General features: G+C 40.1%; 21 protein-coding genes and 1 tRNA gene. 11 read left to right on the top strand and 11 right to left on the bottom strand.

Annotated elements, in window-relative coordinates:
• Positions 1 to 117: 117 nt before the first annotated feature.
• From Q1R07_RS01020 to Q1R07_RS01005, 4 genes are read right to left on the bottom strand one after another with little or no spacing between them, the layout of a single operon-like run.
• Complete coding sequence (locus Q1R07_RS01020) at positions 118 to 498, bottom strand: VOC family protein (RefSeq protein WP_300485073.1); 381 nt, start codon at positions 496 to 498, stop codon at positions 118 to 120.
• 57 nt (positions 499 to 555) lie between these two features.
• Complete coding sequence (locus Q1R07_RS01015) at positions 556 to 2,238, bottom strand: CocE/NonD family hydrolase (RefSeq protein WP_300485071.1); 1,683 nt, start codon at positions 2,236 to 2,238, stop codon at positions 556 to 558.
• Positions 2,239 to 2,271: 33 nt separating this feature from the next.
• A complete protein-coding gene (locus Q1R07_RS01010; protein WP_300485069.1) occupies positions 2,272 to 3,438 on the bottom strand; it encodes a hypothetical protein in 1,167 nt (388 codons plus the stop codon).
• A 7-nt stretch (positions 3,439 to 3,445) separates the two neighbouring features.
• Positions 3,446 to 4,126 (bottom strand): GNAT family N-acetyltransferase, encoded by a 681-nt coding sequence (locus Q1R07_RS01005; protein WP_300485066.1) that lies wholly within the window; start codon positions 4,124 to 4,126, stop codon positions 3,446 to 3,448.
• Positions 4,127 to 4,393: 267 nt separating this feature from the next.
• Here Q1R07_RS01005 and Q1R07_RS01000 point away from each other — a divergent pair, with 267 nt between their 5' ends.
• A complete protein-coding gene (locus Q1R07_RS01000; protein ID WP_300485065.1) occupies positions 4,394 to 4,981 on the top strand; it encodes a hypothetical protein in 588 nt (195 codons plus the stop codon).
• Positions 4,982 to 5,025: 44 nt separating this feature from the next.
• Here the strand turns inward: Q1R07_RS01000 and Q1R07_RS00995 are convergent, their stop codons facing one another.
• Positions 5,026 to 6,474: a PLP-dependent aminotransferase family protein gene (locus Q1R07_RS00995; RefSeq protein WP_300485063.1), complete on the bottom strand. Its 1,449-nt coding sequence runs from the start codon at positions 6,472 to 6,474 to the stop codon at positions 5,026 to 5,028.
• Between the two features lie 90 nt (positions 6,475 to 6,564).
• On the opposite strand from Q1R07_RS00995, the gene Q1R07_RS00990 reads away from it, so the two are divergent.
• The 3 genes from Q1R07_RS00990 to Q1R07_RS00980 all read left to right on the top strand — a co-directional run bounded on the left by Q1R07_RS00990 (position 6,565) and on the right by Q1R07_RS00980 (position 7,891).
• The gene (locus Q1R07_RS00990) at positions 6,565 to 7,011 is read left to right on the top strand and encodes a GNAT family N-acetyltransferase (RefSeq protein WP_300485061.1); all 447 of its coding nucleotides are present in this window, start codon (positions 6,565 to 6,567) and stop codon (positions 7,009 to 7,011) included.
• 47 nt (positions 7,012 to 7,058) lie between these two features.
• Positions 7,059 to 7,129 (top strand) — tRNA-Cys (locus Q1R07_RS00985).
• A 30-nt stretch (positions 7,130 to 7,159) separates the two neighbouring features.
• The gene (locus tag Q1R07_RS00980) at positions 7,160 to 7,891 is read left to right on the top strand and encodes a YggS family pyridoxal phosphate-dependent enzyme (protein ID WP_300485060.1); all 732 of its coding nucleotides are present in this window, start codon (positions 7,160 to 7,162) and stop codon (positions 7,889 to 7,891) included.
• Between the two features lie 38 nt (positions 7,892 to 7,929).
• On the opposite strand, the gene Q1R07_RS00975 is transcribed toward Q1R07_RS00980, so the two are convergent.
• Positions 7,930 to 8,406, bottom strand: a complete 477-nt coding sequence (locus Q1R07_RS00975; protein WP_300485058.1) for a cupin domain-containing protein — start codon at positions 8,404 to 8,406, stop codon at positions 7,930 to 7,932.
• A gap of 86 nt (positions 8,407 to 8,492) precedes the next feature.
• Here Q1R07_RS00975 and Q1R07_RS00970 point away from each other — a divergent pair, with 86 nt between their 5' ends.
• From Q1R07_RS00970 to Q1R07_RS00955, 4 genes are all read left to right on the top strand, one after another.
• Positions 8,493 to 8,864 (top strand): helix-turn-helix domain-containing protein, encoded by a 372-nt coding sequence (locus tag Q1R07_RS00970; RefSeq protein ID WP_300485056.1) that lies wholly within the window; start codon positions 8,493 to 8,495, stop codon positions 8,862 to 8,864.
• A 136-nt stretch (positions 8,865 to 9,000) separates the two neighbouring features.
• Positions 9,001 to 9,492 carry a GNAT family N-acetyltransferase gene (locus tag Q1R07_RS00965; protein ID WP_300485054.1) on the top strand — a complete coding sequence of 164 codons (492 nt, stop codon included), beginning with the start codon at positions 9,001 to 9,003 and terminating at the stop codon, positions 9,490 to 9,492.
• A gap of 2 nt (positions 9,493 to 9,494) precedes the next feature.
• Positions 9,495 to 9,995 carry a MarR family transcriptional regulator gene (locus Q1R07_RS00960; RefSeq protein WP_300485052.1) on the top strand — a complete coding sequence of 167 codons (501 nt, stop codon included), beginning with the start codon at positions 9,495 to 9,497 and terminating at the stop codon, positions 9,993 to 9,995.
• 24 nt (positions 9,996 to 10,019) lie between these two features.
• Complete coding sequence (locus Q1R07_RS00955; protein ID WP_366526326.1) at positions 10,020 to 10,412, top strand: DUF1398 family protein; 393 nt, start codon at positions 10,020 to 10,022, stop codon at positions 10,410 to 10,412.
• Here Q1R07_RS00955 and Q1R07_RS00950 read toward each other — a convergent pair.
• Positions 10,409 to 11,161, bottom strand: a complete 753-nt coding sequence (locus Q1R07_RS00950) for a LuxR C-terminal-related transcriptional regulator (protein ID WP_300485050.1) — start codon at positions 11,159 to 11,161, stop codon at positions 10,409 to 10,411. The genes Q1R07_RS00955 and Q1R07_RS00950 overlap by 4 nt on opposite strands.
• 289 nt (positions 11,162 to 11,450) lie before the next feature.
• On the opposite strand from Q1R07_RS00950, the gene Q1R07_RS00945 reads away from it, so the two are divergent.
• The 3 genes from Q1R07_RS00945 (at position 11,451) to ettA (ending at position 14,528) form a co-directional block, all read left to right on the top strand.
• Entirely contained in the window at positions 11,451 to 11,813 is a 363-nt protein-coding gene (locus tag Q1R07_RS00945) for a hypothetical protein (protein ID WP_300485048.1), read from the top strand.
• Between the two features lie 72 nt (positions 11,814 to 11,885).
• Complete coding sequence (locus Q1R07_RS00940) at positions 11,886 to 12,638, top strand: SDR family oxidoreductase (RefSeq protein WP_300485046.1); 753 nt, start codon at positions 11,886 to 11,888, stop codon at positions 12,636 to 12,638.
• A gap of 195 nt (positions 12,639 to 12,833) precedes the next feature.
• The gene (ettA, locus tag Q1R07_RS00935; protein ID WP_300485045.1) at positions 12,834 to 14,528 is read left to right on the top strand and encodes an energy-dependent translational throttle protein EttA; all 1,695 of its coding nucleotides are present in this window, start codon (positions 12,834 to 12,836) and stop codon (positions 14,526 to 14,528) included.
• 15 nt (positions 14,529 to 14,543) lie between these two features.
• Here the strand turns inward: ettA and Q1R07_RS00930 are convergent, their stop codons facing one another.
• From Q1R07_RS00930 to Q1R07_RS00915, 4 genes are all read right to left on the bottom strand, one after another.
• A complete protein-coding gene (locus Q1R07_RS00930) occupies positions 14,544 to 15,206 on the bottom strand; it encodes a methyltransferase domain-containing protein (RefSeq protein WP_300485043.1) in 663 nt (220 codons plus the stop codon).
• A gap of 145 nt (positions 15,207 to 15,351) precedes the next feature.
• On the bottom strand, positions 15,352 to 17,343 hold the full coding sequence (locus Q1R07_RS00925; RefSeq protein ID WP_300485041.1) for a heavy metal translocating P-type ATPase: 1,992 nt from the start codon (positions 17,341 to 17,343) through the stop codon (positions 15,352 to 15,354).
• 37 nt (positions 17,344 to 17,380) lie between these two features.
• Entirely contained in the window at positions 17,381 to 17,716 is a 336-nt protein-coding gene (locus Q1R07_RS00920) for a cation transporter (protein ID WP_300485039.1), read from the bottom strand.
• Between the two features lie 17 nt (positions 17,717 to 17,733).
• On the bottom strand, positions 17,734 to 18,141 hold a 408-nt coding region (locus tag Q1R07_RS00915), incomplete at its 5' end, for a methyltransferase (protein ID WP_300485037.1).

The following is an 18,141-nucleotide window of genomic DNA, read 5'->3' as shown; positions in this document are numbered from 1 at the left end:
AAACATACGTTTCGGGTTTTGTTTTTTATATACTTCAGCCACACCTGACAGGTTTTTAAAACCTGTCAGGTGTAAAAAGATGATAAAAGATCAGAATAAAAATAATTCCAGATGGAATTAATCTGCAGGTTGGTGTAAGGCAATACGATTCCCTTCCGAATCTTTAAACTCGGCCACAAAACCCAATTCGCCATTAGACGTTTTCGGATATAATGCTGCTCCGCCATTGGCGATTGCTTTTTCAAGTGTCTTTTCGATCGCATCGGAATGAAAATAAAGCACCACACCATCCAACGTTGGGTTATAAATTTCTCCTTTTGCCAATGCTCCGGAAATGCCGGGTAACGCATCCGATAAGGGAAAAAGCGCCATTTCATTATGATCAATAATTGTTTTTTCAAAAGTAAAACCGAAAACAGCGGTATAAAACCGTATCGCCCGATCCAGATCGGTAACGGGAATTTCGAAATAAACGACAGGATTTTGTTTGGATATCATAGATGATTTTGGGGTTAGACACCTGACCGGTTTTTAAAACCGGTCAGGTGTGTTTGTTTATTCTTTTGCAACCGGAATCCGAATATAACTATCGTTGTGCCATTCGATTTGCAATGGCTTGCCGGCATCGTGCAGGGTTTCGGAGGCAACTGCTTTTCCGGAACCGTAATTGATTATCTCAAACGGGTGTTTGTTGCTATTTAGGAAAAGTACCAATCGGCTGCCGGCATTTATTTTTTTACTGACAAACCGGGTATTTTCAAATGGGATAAGCTCTTTTTTTCCGGGTTGTAAAAGCTGTCGTTTCGAAGGGTTTTTAGCATAACTGGCACGACCAACATAACGGGTCAGGAAAAAATAATTTCCATCCGGTAGTAGTTCATATAATGCAGCCGAAATATCCATATCTTTTTTGGAAATTGTAGCCGATAATTTTCCGATAAAAGAGCCGTTAATCGTAAAGCTCTGCTCAAAAGCCGGTGTTGTATAAAGCAATCCGCCACTAACATCCAGATTTTTAAACAGGATCTCCGGAGTATAATAATTGTTTTGTTGTTCCCGATTCTTAAAATCGAGGATTTGTTTTTCAGATTTTCGGATTTTCGGCCGAACGGAAGTCAGTGTTTTACCATTCAGGTAAAAGGTAAGCGTATCGGTATTGATCTTTTCCAGCGATGGTGCATGTCGCCACGTATTGGTACCCATAACCTGATAATTGATTTTGTCTTTTAGTAATTCCGGTTTGGGTTTTCCTTTCAGGATATAATCCAACCATTGATAGGCGAGTTCCATCATACTGACATCGGCAACCGGATCGATGTCGTAGCCCATTAATTTTTTGGCGGCTTTGCGTTGTCCGCCCCAATGATCATACGGACCGATTACAAAATAGTGGTTTGCATTTTTATTGTATTTATGATGCAGTTTAAAATACTGAAGGGCTCCGATTTGCGCTCCGTCGTAATAACCGGTGGTCGATAGTATCGGAATGGCAATTCGGGCGTATTCTTCGGGTGTGGGAACCATCGATTGCCAGTAATTATCATAATCCGGATGGGTAAGCCATTTTTGAAATATCGGATTTTTATAGCCTGCCAGACTATCCATTTCCTTAAAAGCGATACCTTTTTCAAACCATTCAAACGGCAAACTTCGTGGTAGCGGTTCTTTTTTATAAATATTGTCGTGCGACCAGTACAAACCGGAATTCAGCTGTACATTGTTTTCCATCGGCATATCATAACCGGGCATAACGGCCACTTGCGGAACGATGGTTTTTAAAGCCGGATGACAGTTTTTAACCGTTGCCCATTGGGAATACCCGGTATAACTGCCGCCGTACATTCCTACAGTTCCATCGCACCACGATTGTTTACTAATCCAGTCGATGATATCGTAAACATCGGTACCTTCGTGTTCATAGGGCGCATACTGCTTCAGATTGGTTTTAATTCCCCGTGCATAGGCTACAATACCGACATAATCGCGATCGGCTGATTTTTTGCCGAAAGTCGCATCATTGGCATTCTGATAATAGGTCGTATAAAAAAGAACAGCCGGTAATGGTACCGTATTCGTTTTTTTTCGGACAATAATAGCCGAAATCGAAACACCACTTCGGGTCGGAATCTGTACGCTATCCTGGATGGTATAAGCGCTTTCGGAAGCTATCGCAGGTTGTGAAAATACAGCGAAAGAGCCTGTTAGCAGTAATCCGATTATCCAAAAAAGGTGTTTCATAACAAATACTGTTTATCCGGGTATTAAAAATACTTATTTTAAAGTAATCGTATAGCGCTCGGTGATTGTATAGTTTTTGTCTTTAAGGATGATGTCATAAGTCCCCGGTTTCAGATATAGCGGCGGTATTTCTTTTCCGTTAATTTCGACAATATCGGCCGGGATACCTTTCTGATCGTATTCTTTAGCGCGATAGGCGGTAACCAATACCGGTGTATTTTTGATCTTTTTCTTCGGAACGGTGTACAAAATGCTACCGTCTTGAAGCCAATCCGGTCGGTTGTTCGGATAGTTTGTTTCGGGATGTAGTACGACAATATCGGTTTGTTTCGGATTGGATAAGCCATTAAAGATAGCTCCGGATTCCAGTTGCAATACGACTGTTTCTTTTTTGGGGATGCCTTTTACAAAAGGATGGTTGAGCTCTGGATTTCCTTTTTCCGGGAAAAGTGCCTGATTAATCGTAAACGGATCGATTCCCATATATTCTTTTAACCGACCAGTCATGGCTTTTTCCCAGGGTTTATATTCGTTTTCAAAAACATGATCGTGTCCGCAGTGAATCAGTACTTTTCCTTTGGGATGACTGTCGATGAATCGTTTGATGTTTTGTGCCTGTTCGATTTCGCGCTCTTTTCCGTTTTTGCCATCGGATGCCTCGTACCCAAATACCGTAAAACCGATTTTTAAGGCTTCGGATAGCAGGTTTCCGAATTCCGGTTCCCGGGTATAAAAACCACTGTCCAGTATCGGGAATTCCCGTTTGTTGATAAGCGTATCGTGCAACGCTTCCAATCCAAGGTAACGGTAACCGTTATCATACAATCCTTTTAACAAAGACTGCGTAAATGTCCGGTGCCGGGCATTGGTATGCGCTTCATTGATCACAATGAGCGATTCGTTTTTAGAACGGTTAAGAATATAATCCCGGGCATTTAACGGTTTGGATTTTGCAAACAGCAGACTATCAGAAGCTGTTAATGGCGCGGGTTTCCGAAAACCGTTTTTGTCCCATATTTCCAACGCTTTTTTATAGTAACCGCTTATCGAAAAATAGGTGGCATTCATTTGGTATTTCCAGGCGGTGGTGTCTTTTTCGAGATTGTGATACAAATCGGTCGAAAATTTATAATAATCATTTTCCGATTGCGCCTGAGCGACAATGGTGAATAAGGAGCATAGTAGTAATTGAAATTTCATATTTGATTTATTGAGAAGTAAGATTCCAAAAACTGATTTTGCGACGTGTGGTAAAACCCAGTTTCTGATAAACGTTAATCGCTCTGGTATTGGATGAAGCGACATGCAGATACGGTATTTTATTTTCCTGAAAAATACGATCTGCAGCATATGCTACCAGTTGAGAAGCATACCCTTTTCCGGTATGCACCGGATGTGTTACCACAGCACTTATTTCGGTATACTGATCCATTTTCATGCGTTCGCCGGTAACGGCTACTAAAATACCGTCTTTAAAAATACCATAATAGTTTCCCATTTCAGGTGTTCTGGTTTTAAAATAGCCGGGTTGTACCAAATTTACGAGTTGTAGTAGTGCTTCTTTATGCGTTGTATCCAAAGTAATGATTTCATCCTCAGAAACTACAGAAATTGGTTGCAACAATACCATCTGATCACAAACCAATTCATTTACCAGTTGTATCGTATCGTCATAAGATGGTCTTTCGCCCACAATAAAAAAGTTGTCGGTTAACCGGGCATAGTGTGCGACACCTTTTTCGGTCGATAATGGCTGTATAAAACCACCAAATGGACAAAAATCGGGATGATAATAGTGAATACCGTCCAATTCAAGGGCAAATGGCTGGTGTATTTCGGTTAAGGAGTAATAAACCGGATTGTCTAATTTATAAGTTGTTTCGGGCATATAATACGTGTTATTTCAGAAAAACGGAACTACTCAAATTAACTCAAATAAAAAATATCTTACAACAAAAAAAGTGAAATTAACAGAACGGAAGCGTGTTCCCGTTGTCCAGATTCACCGAAGGGATTAAAAATTTGATCATCTATTTAAAACACCTGACAGGTTTCCAAAACCTGTCAGGTGTTAATTATGGTTATCCGTAAGAAAATAAGAAAATTATTGGTGTGTTTTGTGAAAAATAATTTATCATAAAACATATTAGATACCATGAGAAAAATTGCGTTATTTCAAATCATAGTTATGATGACTTTGACAGGTTGTGATCATCACAATGAAAAAAATGTAGAAAAGGAAATAATAAAAAAGCCGGAATATAAGGAGGGTGAAAATCTTGAAACTTTAAAACTAGAAGCTTCAAGATTGAGAGCAGGAGGATCTGTAAAAGAAGTAGTATTAACTAAAAGCAAGGCGCATATAACTTATGTTCAAAATTATATTGAGTATAAAGAATTGAATCCTCAATCAACATTAACGGAAGCGGATTTGGCAGCGTATTGGGAAACGGGAAATGCAATTGAAAAAGCACTTGTAGAAGGAAGTGTTATGTTAATGAAAAAGCTAAATTTTATAGATAGTGTAACTATTACATTACCTTATAAAAGAGAACTGTACGAAGTTAATGTAACAAAGTCAGAAATTGAAAGCTTCATCGGAACCGATTTTTCAAGTATTGTCGCTGAATGGGATCAGAAATTTATTGATCGATATGTATATGATAAGAAAAACAGAGAAAAATTTCTGAAAAAATTCGGAACAATAAAAAAAATAGAGCCACCAATATGTGGAGGATATTGAAAATTTGATCATCAGTTTCACCCCTGACAGATTTCCAAAACCTGTCAGGTGTGATTCAATATTGACTTTAAATATAAAACCGCTTCGGTTAATTCGGTTTCGTTTAAAGAGGCAAATCCAAAACGGAAAGCATTTTGTGTAGCATCCATTCTTGCGATATGGAAATGATCGGTTGTTTGTAAACGGGATAAAGAATAACCCTCGCGTAACCGGATCCAGATAGCCATACCACCGGATGGTAAGGTATAGGAAATATACGGACTAAGGTGCTCCTGTAACAAAGCATCCAGAAAATCCCTGCGTTGATGGTAGCATTTTTTTGCTTTTTTAAGATGTCGTTTGAGTTCTCCGTCCTGTATCAGTGTTGCCAGTGCATTCTGCATATAACCATCACCGCCAACATCAATTAACTTTCGGAGTGCGGTACACTGAACAATAAAATTTTGCGGAGCGATCATAAATCCCATTCGGAGCGATGGATCCAATATTTTTGAAAAAGAACCGATATAAATTACATTCCCGTTATGTCCGCTGCTTGCCAATGGAAGGTAAGGGGATGAGGTATAATGATAGTCGTAGTCGTAATCGTCCTCAATAATCACAAAAGAATACTGTTTGGATAGTTCCAGTAATTTTATGCGTCTTTCTACGCTAAGGGTAACTGTTGTCGGATAATGATGATGTGGCACCACATAAACGGCATTAATTTTTTCCTTCTGACAAATCAACTCGATGGCATCGGTATCGATACCGTTGGTATCAACATTTACTTTTAGCAGTTGCGCTCCGGTTTGCTGAAAAACCTGATCGGCTACGGGATAATTGGGCTGACCCACAATAATAAGCGCATTGGAATCTAACAACAACTGAGCGGACAGATAAATACTCATCTGTGCTCCGTGTGTGATCAGTATGTTGTCGGCAGTACAATTTAAACCGCGGGTTTCCGATAAATACGAAACCAATGTTTCCCGAAGTTTAGGAGTTCCCTGCGCCGTACCGGTATTGGCGGTTTTAATGGCATATTTGCGGGCGGTATTCGAACGATAGGTTTTTAGTAAAGCGGCAATAGGCGATAACCGTACATCGGGATGTCCGTCGTCTATAGTGATATCGGGGATTTTAGAGGTCGAATAATGATCCGTATTTTCAATGATGTGACGAAACGGAAGCTCCAGATTATTGGTATATCCGGTCCGAGAAGTGGTGTTTTCCCAGGATTGTGGCCGGAGTGACGGAATTCGTTCCGAAACGCTAACCTGTTTTCGCGGAACAACATTAATCCAGTCCTGTGCCTGTAACTCGTCGTAAGCCGCGATAACCGTTTTGCGGTGTACCTGTAAGGTTTTTGCCAGTTCCCGACTACCCGGAAGCAGCATTCCCGCTTTTAAAGCACCATTTCGGATAGCGGTACTGATACCCATGGCAATTTGCCGGTAGACTGGGATTTTACTCGTTTTATCAATGGAGATAATATGTTCGAACGGAATCATCTGGACTACTTTGTGTGTTTAAACTGGATTACAAAGGTAGTCCTATTTAGAAATACTTTTGTCCTGTAAAATCAAAATAATTATAGAACTATGAATTACAAAATTAAAAAAGCGAGCCTGGAAGATCTGGACGAAACGGCTGCCTTATTTGACCTTTACCGTGTTTTTTACCGACAGGAATCGGATGTCGAAAAAGGGAAAGCATTTCTAAAGGAACGTTTTTTAAACAGTGAATCGGATATTTTTCTGGCAGTGGTTAACGAAAAAGCCGTCGGATTTGTACAGCTTTATAAGTTATTCCATTACACAAAATTGCAAAAACAATGGTTATTAAGCGATTTGTTTGTGCATCCGGATTATAGAGGACAAGGCTTGTCGGTCGCTTTAATTGATCGCAGTAAGCAATGGTGTGCCGAAACCGGTGCCTGTGGGTTGATGCTGGAAACTGAAAAAACCAATGCTATCGGAAACAAACTCTATCCACGATGTGGTTTTGAATACGATGGACTGCATAATTACTACCATTGGTGGCACTAAAATTCAAAACGGCAAATTACAATGGTTTGCCGTTTTTATAAAACAAAGGCCGGATAGCCGAGTGGTTAGGCGAAGGTGCGCAAAACCTTATACAATGGTTCGAATCCATTTCCGGCCTCAATAGATACTACGTAATGTAAATCAGAATATGGAAAAACAAATCCTGACCAATCTGGAAGAAATAATCGATCGGATAAAAAAAGCAGCGATTCAAAGCAAACGGGATCCGGCCGAAATCCGTTTGTTATTGGCAACAAAAACAGTACCGGCCAATCGGATTAAAGTGGCATTAGAAGCCGGCCAATCGGTAATAGGGGAGAATAAAGTACAGGAAATCAAAGAAAAATACCTGGATTTAAAAGCCATTCCGCATACAAACCATTTTATCGGACACTTACAGACCAATAAAATTAAAGACATTTTAAAATACGATATTTCCTGTATTCAATCGTTGGATCGTTTGGATTTAGCGGTAAAATTACACCAGCGTTTGTTGTTTGAAAAGAAAACAATGGAAGTACTGATTCAGGTCAATACTTCCATGGAAGAGAGCAAATTTGGTGTTTCTCCGGACAAAGCAATAGACTTGGTACAAGAAGTAGCACAATTCGAAACCTTACAAATAAAAGGATTAATGACTATAGGATTGTTTAGTGCCGAAACCGAAAAAGTCCGACAGTGTTTCCGTATACTCAAACAAGTGCAGGAACAAATTAAGGCTCTAAAACTTCCTAATGTCGAAATGAAAGAACTTTCGATGGGAATGAGTGGTGATCTGGAAACGGCAATCGAAGAAGGCGCGACCATCGTTAGAGTAGGCACAGCCATCTTCGGACAACGGATTTATCCTGACAGTTATTATTGGAACGAAAATAGTTAGTTGATACCTGACAGGTTTCTAAAACCGGTCAGGTATGATTATGAATCAGTTTTCGCATCAATCAGGATCGCCAATTGAATACAAGGCTGATCCGAACGGTTGCTCCACGCATGATTCGTTCCTTTCTGAATTACGATATCACCGGGTTTTAATACCGTTTCGCCTTCTTCCATAATCAGATACAATTCTCCGGAAAGAATAATAATATAATCCAAGGTATCGGTTTGATGCATCAGCGGATGCGGTTCTCCCGGTTGAACGGTAAGCCCCAGAGCACTATCGGGCGGAATGGTAACATAACGGAAATAGGTTCCGTTTTTTGGTGTTTGTGGGAACGCGGTATTTGGAATAAGAGCTTCGTTGTCCAGATGGGCAGGCATTTCCTGCGTATTCCAGATATCCGAAATAATAAGTCCTTTAAAATGTTCAACGGCATTCTGTACCGTTTGATCTTCAATAATCGTGGATTTTCCGTCTTTTATTCCGGTAACCACGCGTCGGGGTATGGTTTGCATAGAATGATTTTTTGGTAAAAATAAAACGGAAATACTATAAATTTGTTACTAGTTAACTTTACGTAACTAGTTACCCGGAAGAAACTATGACACAAATAAAAGATCAGGGGATAATTCGCGAAACCAGCTGTAGCGAAGAGCTTTTTGCCATTCGGGACAGCCTGGAAATCCTCGGTGGAAAATGGAAATTGTTGATTTTGATTTACCTGAAAAACCGACAGGATAAGTTGGTTCATTTTAAAATGATGGAACGCGGAATACAAGGGATATCAGCTAAAATGTTGAGCAAAGAATTAAAAGAACTCGAAATAAACGAACTGGTTACCCGAACGATTCAGGATACGCGTCCGATTACCGTAACCTATGCGCTGACAGACTATGGAAAATCGGTTATTCCGGTTATTGAAGCCTTGGTACAATGGGGTTTTGATCATAGAATGATGATTAAAAAAACGTGATAAATTTTATCAGCTTATACGTTTTACACCTGACAGGTCTCAAATACCTGTCAGGTTTTGTGATATTTTGAAGTGTTAAAGTTTTTGTATTTATGTATTCAACTACGTAGTTTTGTCTTGTAAATATAAAACAACTATGAAAATTAGCATTCAACCCATCGGAAATGAATACTCGACTGAGGCAATAGACCTGATTTTAAGTATTCAGCAAAAAGAGTTTAACGTCCCGATTACAATAGAAGATCAACCGGATCTGCTACAAATAGAAGCCTTTTATTATCAGGGCGGAGGTGCTTTTTGGGGCGCTTTTCACAACGGCGAACTCGTAGGGACTATTGCTTTGATCAAGTATGCCGATCAGGAAGGAGCGATTCGGAAAATGTTTGTCAAAAAAGAATTTCGCGGAAAAGAATACGGTATCGCCCAACAATTACTCGATATTTTAATAGCCTATTGTCGTAAAAACGGAATACAACACCTGTATCTGGGAACGATTACGATTTTGGAAGCCGCACTGCGTTTCTACGAAAAGAATAACTTTGTACGGATTGAAAAAAAGGACTTACCGGATGCTTTTCCGTTAATGAGTGCCGATAATGTATTTTGCCATTTAAATCTTGACAAATAGCCATGAATATAATTGATGAATCCGGAATATTAGCCATTTCGACAAGGTTACAACGCCTTAGTGAACAACTCCGTAAAGATGGAGCACAGGTTTATAAGGCCTATGGCATCGCATTTGAACCGAAATGGTTTCCTGTGATTTATACTTTGTACCATAAAGAAATGCTCAGTGTCGTAGAAATCGCAAATGAGATTGGATATACACATCCGTCTACGATTAGTTTGCTAAAAGAACTCGAAAAACAAAAACTGATCCGTTCCGTAAAAGATAAAGATGACGAACGCAAACGTCGTATACTTTTAACATCCAAAGGAATGGAGCTAATCGAACAGATGAAACCCGTATGGGAGGTTATTCGTATCGCTTTAAACGAAATCGCAGATAATCAGAATGCTTTGTTGGCAGCGATTACCGAAGCCGAAAATAAAATTGCGACCCAAAGTTTCCTGCAGCGCGCCTTACAATTAAAACAGGAACAGGATGCCAAAACTATCGGAAAATAGTATATTTGAGTATCTAAAAATAGTATGATGTTTACACTGGAACAGATTAAAACGGCACATGCAAAAGTAAAATCAGGTGCCGATTTCCCGAATTATATTCAAGACTTGATTGGTTTGGGTGTGGTTTTTTATGAAACCTATGTTTCCGATGGACACACTACTTATTACGGTACCAATGATTACCAAATAAGCGCGGCTCCGGTGTATGAAACGCTTATAATTGCTCCGGAGACTAATCTTCTCGTCTTTAAAAAAGAGTTAAAAGCACATCAACAGGGACAAACCGACTACCTGACTTTTTGTGCGGATTGTGCCCGTTCGGGTATAGCAAAATGGACTATGGATATGAAAAAAAAGACCTGTACGTATTACGATCGGTCTGGCAATGAAATACTGGTCGAAAAAATACCGGGTTAAATCCAGCCTTCACGAATCGCTTTTGAACCGAGCTCGACCAGACTTTTACAAGCCGATTTTGCCATAATATTTTTGCGGTGCGTATTGACCGTATGTATCGAAATGTTGAGTAAATCGGCAATTTCACAAGTATTTTTTCCAGTGATGATCAATTCTAAAATCTGCCGTTCCCGTTTGGTAAAAAGAGCGTTGGAAAACGGTTGTTTGATTTGTTGGCCGACAGCATTAAAATAGGAGGGTTCTCCGTCCAATCCGATAAAAGAAAGTCCCGAAGGAATTGCATCGGTTTTTATATGGGAAATATCCGTTTGTATTCCCAATACGCGAATGACCGATCCTTTTTCATCACTTTGAATGGTGATCGTTTGCATCAGTATCCATTTGTACGAACCATCGGCACATCGCAAACGGTAATCATAACTCACCTTGTATTTTAAAACCTTACCCGGTGGTAAAGCATTAAAAAATGCAGTGACTTGTTGTTCGTACCTCATAAAACGATTCTGATCGTCCGGATGAATATTCGTTAGAATATAATCGACATTAAAATCAGCTGTACAAGCAATTCCCAACACCTTTTTTACAGTATCGCTAACGAATTCAATTTCTACATGGGGCAGGTTTACAATATAATAGTAAAAATCGCCTATATGGAAGATGTTTAATAACTTTTTATAGACTTCCAATTCAAAAGAAGGCGGTGTATTGCCGTCGTGATACCGGGCAATCTGATGCCAGGTCTTTTTCATCGTATTGAATTTGAGCAACTCCATAATCAGGAAAATAGTATGTAAATATAAATAAAATTCTCAATTTGAGAACTTAAAAATCACTACTAGTAGCGATTTTATGGTTACGTTATTTGAGATATATTAGAGATTAAATTCAGTGTAACGGTTTGTTTTACTGATTTTTGCCCTAAATAGGATTACGGTCATAGGATATGATTCAGAACCGAAGACAGTGCTGTACTCGTAGAAAATCAATTATTGGGGCGTTTTGCGTATAAAATTATAGTAACCATAAAACCATTAGACTATGAAACCATTACTACTAAAAACCGTGTGTTTACTTTTCTTCACATTGGTTCCATTTAAAATGCAGTCTCAAACGTACAACCAGTACTATGCTACAGTTGATGTATTAAATTCAGCCGGAGGAAATCCGCATGATTTTATTTTTTCGTATGATGTTGTTAACGGAGTACATACGTGTGCCAACAATTTTGAGATCGTCAATAATCTAAACGTACCGACGAGTTTTAATTTCAGGATTTATATTAATAAAGCGCTTATTTATACCGGAAACGTAGCTTTAGTGGCCTACGGACGGGTATTTTTTAATGATGCCTATGTCAACTGCTATTCGTCGACCTTTCCGGTAGAGGTACAGGTATTTTAATAAACCGCAAGATTCGGGTTTTAAAAAGGAGGCGGATTATCAATTTTTGCAGGGTAATTAAAAATAAAAACCATGCAGCGATTTCAAAACAAATTTGCATTGATAACCGGCGGAACCAATGGTATGGGACTAGCCACCGCGCGTCAGTTTATAGCCGAAGGCGGACAGGTGATCATTACCGGGCGTAGTGCCGAAACGGTAAATAAAGCCGTCGCATTATTAGGACAGAACTGCCACGGTATTATATCCAATGCGGGCAATATGCAGGATCTGATGCAATTGCAACAACAGGTATATACTTATACTGATACTCTTGATCTGGTCTTTTTAAATGCCGGTTACGGTCGGTTTGCGACTATCGAACAGGCCGATGAGGTTCATTTTGACGAGTTGTTTGATATGCTGGTAAAAGGGCCTTTTTTTACCGTACAACAACTCTTGCCGTTATTGCAACCGGGAAGTAGTATTGTTTTTAATACTTCTTTTGTGACGGAAGTAGGAATGGCTAATTTTTCGGTGTATTCCGCGGCAAAATCGGCGGTACAATCGTTTATCAAAACCTTTGCAGCCGAATTAACCGTCAAAGGGATTCGCGTAAACGGGATCAGTCCCGGTCATATTAAAACCAATATTTACAGTAATACAGGACTCACAGCCGAGCAGATTGAAAGTGCTGTTACGGCCTTAATCCCGACGATTCCGTTTCAACGACAGGGTGAACCTTCGGAAATTGCCAAGGCGGTACTATTTCTCGCTTCAGAAGAAGCCTCCTATATTCATGGAACAGAACTAAAAGTGGATGCCGGTATTTCGGTAATCCGTTAAAAAAAGGTGACTATTTGGTCATCTTTTTTTCTGTTGGCGTATATAAGCTGTTATTATTCCTGAAGCTTTTAAAGCGTTTTGATCATTTTCTTTTGTTTGTTTTTCGTTGTTAAAACCATAAATCTCCCAGTAATTTTTATTCTATCGTATTTCACTTATATTTGCTGTCTGAACAGACACTAAACACATTTTGATATGTCAGACGATAAGAAAGTAATATTTTCGATGTCCCGGGTAAGTAAAACCTACTCGAGCACGAACAAACAGGTTTTAAAAGACATTTACCTGAGCTTTTTCTACGGAGCCAAAATTGGTATCCTGGGATTAAACGGTTCTGGTAAATCATCCTTATTAAAAATTATTGCCGGAGTAGATAAAAACTACCAGGGTGATGTTGTATTTGCACCGGGTTATACGGTTGGATATTTGGAGCAGGAACCGCAACTGGACGAAACCAAAACTGTTATTGAAATCGTACGCGAAGGAGTAGCCGAAACGGTTGCGATTCTGGACGAGTTTAACAAAATCAACGATATGTTCGGGTTACCGGAAGTATACGAAGATGCCGACAAGATGCAGAAGTTGATGGACCGTCAGGCCGAACTTCAGGACAAAATCGATGCGGTAGGCGCGTGGGAACTGGATACCAAACTGGAAATCGCGATGGATGCCTTACGTACGCCGGAACCGGATACCCCAATTAAAGTATTGTCCGGAGGAGAGCGTCGTCGTGTAGCTTTATGTCGTTTGTTATTGCAACAGCCGGATGTATTGTTACTGGATGAGCCTACCAACCACCTGGATGCGGAAAGCGTACTGTGGTTGGAGCAACACTTACAACAATATGCCGGAACGGTAATTGCCGTAACCCACGACCGTTATTTCCTTGATAACGTAGCCGGATGGATTTTGGAGTTAGACCGCGGTGAAGGTATTCCGTGGAAAGGAAACTATTCGTCTTGGTTGGATCAGAAATCAAAACGTATGGAACAGGAAGAAAAAGTAGCTTCCAAACGTAGAAAAACATTAGAGCGCGAGTTAGACTGGGTACGTCAGGGAGCCAAAGGGCGTCAGACAAAACAAAAAGCCCGTTTACAGAACTACGATAAATTATTAAACGAAGACCAAAAAGAACTGGATGAGAAACTGGAAATCTACATCCCGAATGGTCCGCGTTTGGGAACCAATGTAATCGAAGCGAAAAACGTTTCGAAAGCTTTTGGTGACAAACTATTATATGAAAACCTAAACTTTACCTTGCCACAAGCGGGAATCGTAGGGATTATCGGTCCGAATGGTGCCGGTAAATCAACGATTTTCCGAATGATCATGGGAGAAGAAGCACCGGATAATGGGGAATTTGTTATCGGAGATACGGCTAAAATCGCTTATGTGGATCAGTCACACTCGAATATCGATCCAAATAAATCCATCTGGGAAAACTTTTGCGATGGTCAGGAATTGGTAATGATGGGCGGTCGTCAGGTAAATTCAAGAGCGTATTTGTCACGATTTAACTTTGGTGGAAGTGATCAAAACAAAAAGGTTTCGACGCTTTCCGGAGGAGAACGTAACCGTTTGCATTTGGCGATGACTTTAAAAGAAGAAGGAAACGTATTGCTACTGGATGAGCCTACGAACGACTTGGATATCAACACGCTTCGTGCGTTGGAAGAAGGTTTGGAAAACTTCGCCGGATGTGCGGTAGTAATTTCCCACGACCGTTGGTTCCTGGACAGGATTTGTACGCATATCCTGGCTTTTGAAGGTGATTCGCAGGTCTATTTCTTCGAAGGAAGTTTCTCCGATTATGAAGAAAACAAAAAGAAACGTCTTGGTGGCGATTTAACACCAACCCGTATCAAATACAAAAAACTGATCCGAGGATAATTAAAAGAGGCTTTTCTAAGCCTCTTTTTTTATACAAACGGTTACCAGATCGGTACTTTCAAGCGGCTGACCGTTAACCGTCATTTTGGAATAATTATGCTGGTGTTCCTGTACAATTTCAAAACCGGCTTTTTCAAGTTGATCATTTAAAAAAGCGGCATCGTATAACGCAAAGCCTTCCTGGACAAAATCGAGCTGATGTAGGACGTGTTTCGGGCGATAACCGATATATAATTTTCCACCGGGTTTTAAAATGCGGAAAAGTACGTTCAGATAATTTTCCAATGGTTCCCAAAAATAAACCGTGTTTAAAGCTATAATATGATCAAATTTATTATCGGGATAGGAACAGTTTATAATATCACCGTATTCCGGGATTAGAGATCCTACAGCAACGAACGAAGCGTTATTTTGCAAAGCTTCCTGATGCATTACTTCCGAATAGTCCATTCCGTAAAGAGTAATGGCTTTTCCGGGCACGAAATAAGCGGGAAAATGCATACCGTTTCCGTAACCGATTTCTAATACGGTGTCGAGGTCGTTAAGGGTGAGTAACGTAAAAAGGTCGGTATACATCAGACGGTTGGAACGGTTCATATCGCGACCGATCGCAATTCCGTTTTCGCCATCCGGTTTTCGCAATTGTTTACCGGTTTCAATAGGAGATAAGGGTGTCATATAAATTCATTTAAAATGCGAAGGTATCGATCGGAATGTATACAACTGTTGTAGTATTTCGAGAAAGAGTTATACTATTTTACGATTGTTGCTAAAAAGTAACACCTGACAGGTTTTCAAAACCTGTCAGGTGTACTCTAAGAAGTTAAAACTTCATTTTTTGTATCCGAACGGCATTCAGGATCGCCAAAAGTGCGACACCAACATCGGCAAATACGGCTTCCCACATGGTTGCGAGTCCGCCGGCACCAAGAATCAATACGACAGCTTTTACAATAAAGGCCATACCGATATTTTGCCATACGATTTGTTTGGTTTTTTTACCAATCGCAATTGCTGTATGAATTTTCGATGGTTGATCATTCTGAATGACGATATCGGCCGTTTCAATAGTCGCATCGCTACCCAGTCCGCCCATAGCAATACCGGCATCGGCCAACGCAATTACCGGAGCATCGTTAACACCATCGCCCACAAAAGCCAGTTTTAGGTTCCGATCTTTTAATTGTTGTACCTGACGTACTTTATCTTCCGGTAACAAATCGCCATAGGCCGTATCAATACGCAATTCGTTGGCTACAGCTGATACAACAGCTTGTTTATCACCCGATAGCATCACGGTTTGAATTCCCAGTTGGTGAAGATTAGCAATCGCCTGAGGCGCATCTTCCTTAATTTCATCCGAAATCAGAAAATAGCCGACATATTGTCCGTCTATGGCAACGGTAATAATAGTATAAGATGTATTTTCAATAGCCGTATCGTAGGGAATCTTAAATTTTTGAAGCAATTTGACATTTCCGGCCAGAATGGTTTTACCATTTATACGACCTTTTAGTCCGTGTCCTGCAATTTCTTCCACTTCGGTTACCGGAATACCTTTTTCTCCACCATTTGCATACGCAATAATTGCCGTTCCTACCGGATGCGTAGAATGTGTTTCCAAAGCAGCGGTATAGTGTACCAGTTCTTGTTCCGTATAGCCCGAAGCAACTACCTCTTGTACCTTAAAAACACCTTTGGTTAATGTTCCGGTTTTGTCCATCACTACGGCCTGAATAGAAGCCATAGTGTCTAAAAACGTAGAGCCTTTAAACAATATTCCATTTTTACTGGCGGCACCAATTCCGCCGAAATAGCCCAATGGAATAGAGATAACCAAGGCACACGGACAGGAAACTACCAGAAATACGAGTGCGCGGTATAGCCAGTCGTTAAAATTATAATCGGAAACAAAGAGCATCGGTAACAGGCAAATTCCGATAGCCAGAAACACTACAATAGGGGTGTAGATATTCGCAAATTTACGGATAAACAATTCTGTTGGGGCTTTTTTGGCTGTTGCTTCCTGAACCATCTCCAAAATTTTGGACAATTTACTGTCGGTATATGCAGTTGTTACTTCGACCAAACCGGAAGTGTTGAGGTTGATCATTCCGGCTAGTACCGTGTCACCTTTGCGTTTGGTATCGGGTTTACTTTCGCCGGTTAAGGCGGCTGTATTAAAAGTAGCCGAATCTGATAGTAAAATACCGTCCAAGGCTACTTTTTCGCCCGGTTTTAGTTGGATAATTTCACCAATGGTTATGGTTGCTGCTTTTTTTGTTACCGGATTACCATCGACCATAACCGTTGCGGTGTCCGGTCTTTGATCCAATAAGGCTTTAATATTCGATTTAGCACGGGTTACGGCTAGTGTCTGGAACAGTTCACCGATTGCATAAAACAGCATTACGGCCACACCTTCGGGATATTCCCCGATATAGAAAGCCCCCAGTGTTGCGATCGACATCAGGAAAAATTCGGTAAAAAAGGCTCCGTTACGCATGTTTTGAATTGCTTCTTTTAATACTGGCCAACCCACGGGTAAATAGGCCAGTAGGTACCAGCCAACGCGAACCCACCCGGTGAATATTGCGATAGGGAAATAGTTGTCTATTCCAATTGCGATCATTAGCAATACGAACGACAGGATTGCCGGTAGGAACATTTTCCACCCGGCAACCTCGTCGTGATTGTGATCGTGCCCATGATCATGGTCGTGATCATGGGTTTGTTTTTTTTGATTGTTTATTTTAGCATCAGCAGAACAGCAATCTGCGCCGTTGGTAGCGTGTTTGTGTGTTTCATTTTTCATAATACTTTCGGATTAGGAATAAATGATCATCCGTTTTTTATACTTTGCAGCAACCGTCTAAGGCTTCATAAGCTTTTGGATCGGCTTTAACATCGTCGGCATCATAACCCAGCTGACTAATAGCAGTTCGTATAGCGGAAAGATCTGTTTTTTTGGCGTTAAAAAATACGGTAATGGTCATTTCTTTTTCATTAAGTGCTACCATTTGTACCCCTTTCTGACGGATTAGTTTTTTTTCAAACAATTGTCCGCAGGTTTCACATTCTTTACAGTGATCACAGGTAATAGTCGTTTTGATAACGGCTTTTTGCGCTTGTGCATTGACTGTGAATGAAGTAAGCATCATAAAGGTAATTAAAAATAAAATTCTCATTTTCTTGAGGTTAGTGGTTATAAAAAACGTTTTACTTTTTGCGTGTATTTTGGATAATCTACCGGATGTTGTTTTGTCAGAAAGGCTTCTTCCAGTCGTACCTGTACTTGAATAATAAAATAAGTCGCCAATGTTGTGAAAAATGTCAAGGCATTGGGAACTATCATAAAAAGCCCCAAAACACTAATGATCATTCCTAAAAAGATAGGATTTCGGCTTATTCCGAAAATACCGTTGGTACGCAATTCGGTTTTATGTGTTTCATCTATACCGATTCTCCATGAATTTTGCATCTGATATTGTGCGATCATCACCCATAACAAGGCGATATGAATCAGGAATAGTCCGATAATTTTTAGATATTCGTTTTCAAGATAGGGTACCGGAACGGAATAATGATACAGTTTGCCACCAAAGGAAAAGAG

The organism is Flavobacterium sp. (assembly GCF_030146175.1).
Classification (GTDB): domain Bacteria; phylum Bacteroidota; class Bacteroidia; order Flavobacteriales; family Flavobacteriaceae; genus Flavobacterium.
The sequence above is the reverse complement of the archived record's forward strand: the minus strand, read 5'-3'. Positions and strand labels throughout refer to the sequence as shown.

Excerpts from the sequence above, each read along its gene's own strand:
- Q1R07_RS01020 (WP_300485073.1), bottom strand. The coding sequence starts at position 498 with ATGATATCCAAACAAAATCCTGTCGTTTATTTCGAAATTCCCGTTACC.
- Q1R07_RS01015 (WP_300485071.1), bottom strand. The coding sequence starts at position 2,238 with ATGAAACACCTTTTTTGGATAATCGGATTACTGCTAACAGGCTCTTTC.
- Q1R07_RS01010 (WP_300485069.1), bottom strand. The coding sequence starts at position 3,438 with ATGAAATTTCAATTACTACTATGCTCCTTATTCACCATTGTCGCTCAG.
- Q1R07_RS01005 (WP_300485066.1), bottom strand. The coding sequence starts at position 4,126 with ATGCCCGAAACAACTTATAAATTAGACAATCCGGTTTATTACTCCTTA.
- Q1R07_RS01000 (WP_300485065.1), top strand. The coding sequence starts at position 4,394 with ATGAGAAAAATTGCGTTATTTCAAATCATAGTTATGATGACTTTGACA.
- Q1R07_RS00995 (WP_300485063.1), bottom strand. The coding sequence starts at position 6,474 with ATGATTCCGTTCGAACATATTATCTCCATTGATAAAACGAGTAAAATC.
- Q1R07_RS00990 (WP_300485061.1), top strand. The coding sequence starts at position 6,565 with ATGAATTACAAAATTAAAAAAGCGAGCCTGGAAGATCTGGACGAAACG.
- Q1R07_RS00980 (WP_300485060.1), top strand. The coding sequence starts at position 7,160 with ATGGAAAAACAAATCCTGACCAATCTGGAAGAAATAATCGATCGGATA.
- Q1R07_RS00975 (WP_300485058.1), bottom strand. The coding sequence starts at position 8,406 with ATGCAAACCATACCCCGACGCGTGGTTACCGGAATAAAAGACGGAAAA.
- Q1R07_RS00970 (WP_300485056.1), top strand. The coding sequence starts at position 8,493 with ATGACACAAATAAAAGATCAGGGGATAATTCGCGAAACCAGCTGTAGC.
- Q1R07_RS00965 (WP_300485054.1), top strand. The coding sequence starts at position 9,001 with ATGAAAATTAGCATTCAACCCATCGGAAATGAATACTCGACTGAGGCA.
- Q1R07_RS00960 (WP_300485052.1), top strand. The coding sequence starts at position 9,495 with ATGAATATAATTGATGAATCCGGAATATTAGCCATTTCGACAAGGTTA.
- Q1R07_RS00955 (WP_366526326.1), top strand. The coding sequence starts at position 10,020 with ATGATGTTTACACTGGAACAGATTAAAACGGCACATGCAAAAGTAAAA.
- Q1R07_RS00950 (WP_300485050.1), bottom strand. The coding sequence starts at position 11,161 with ATGAAAAAGACCTGGCATCAGATTGCCCGGTATCACGACGGCAATACA.
- Q1R07_RS00945 (WP_300485048.1), top strand. The coding sequence starts at position 11,451 with ATGAAACCATTACTACTAAAAACCGTGTGTTTACTTTTCTTCACATTG.
- Q1R07_RS00940 (WP_300485046.1), top strand. The coding sequence starts at position 11,886 with ATGCAGCGATTTCAAAACAAATTTGCATTGATAACCGGCGGAACCAAT.
- ettA (WP_300485045.1), top strand. The coding sequence starts at position 12,834 with ATGTCAGACGATAAGAAAGTAATATTTTCGATGTCCCGGGTAAGTAAA.
- Q1R07_RS00930 (WP_300485043.1), bottom strand. The coding sequence starts at position 15,206 with ATGACACCCTTATCTCCTATTGAAACCGGTAAACAATTGCGAAAACCG.
- Q1R07_RS00925 (WP_300485041.1), bottom strand. The coding sequence starts at position 17,343 with ATGAAAAATGAAACACACAAACACGCTACCAACGGCGCAGATTGCTGT.
- Q1R07_RS00920 (WP_300485039.1), bottom strand. The coding sequence starts at position 17,716 with ATGAGAATTTTATTTTTAATTACCTTTATGATGCTTACTTCATTCACA.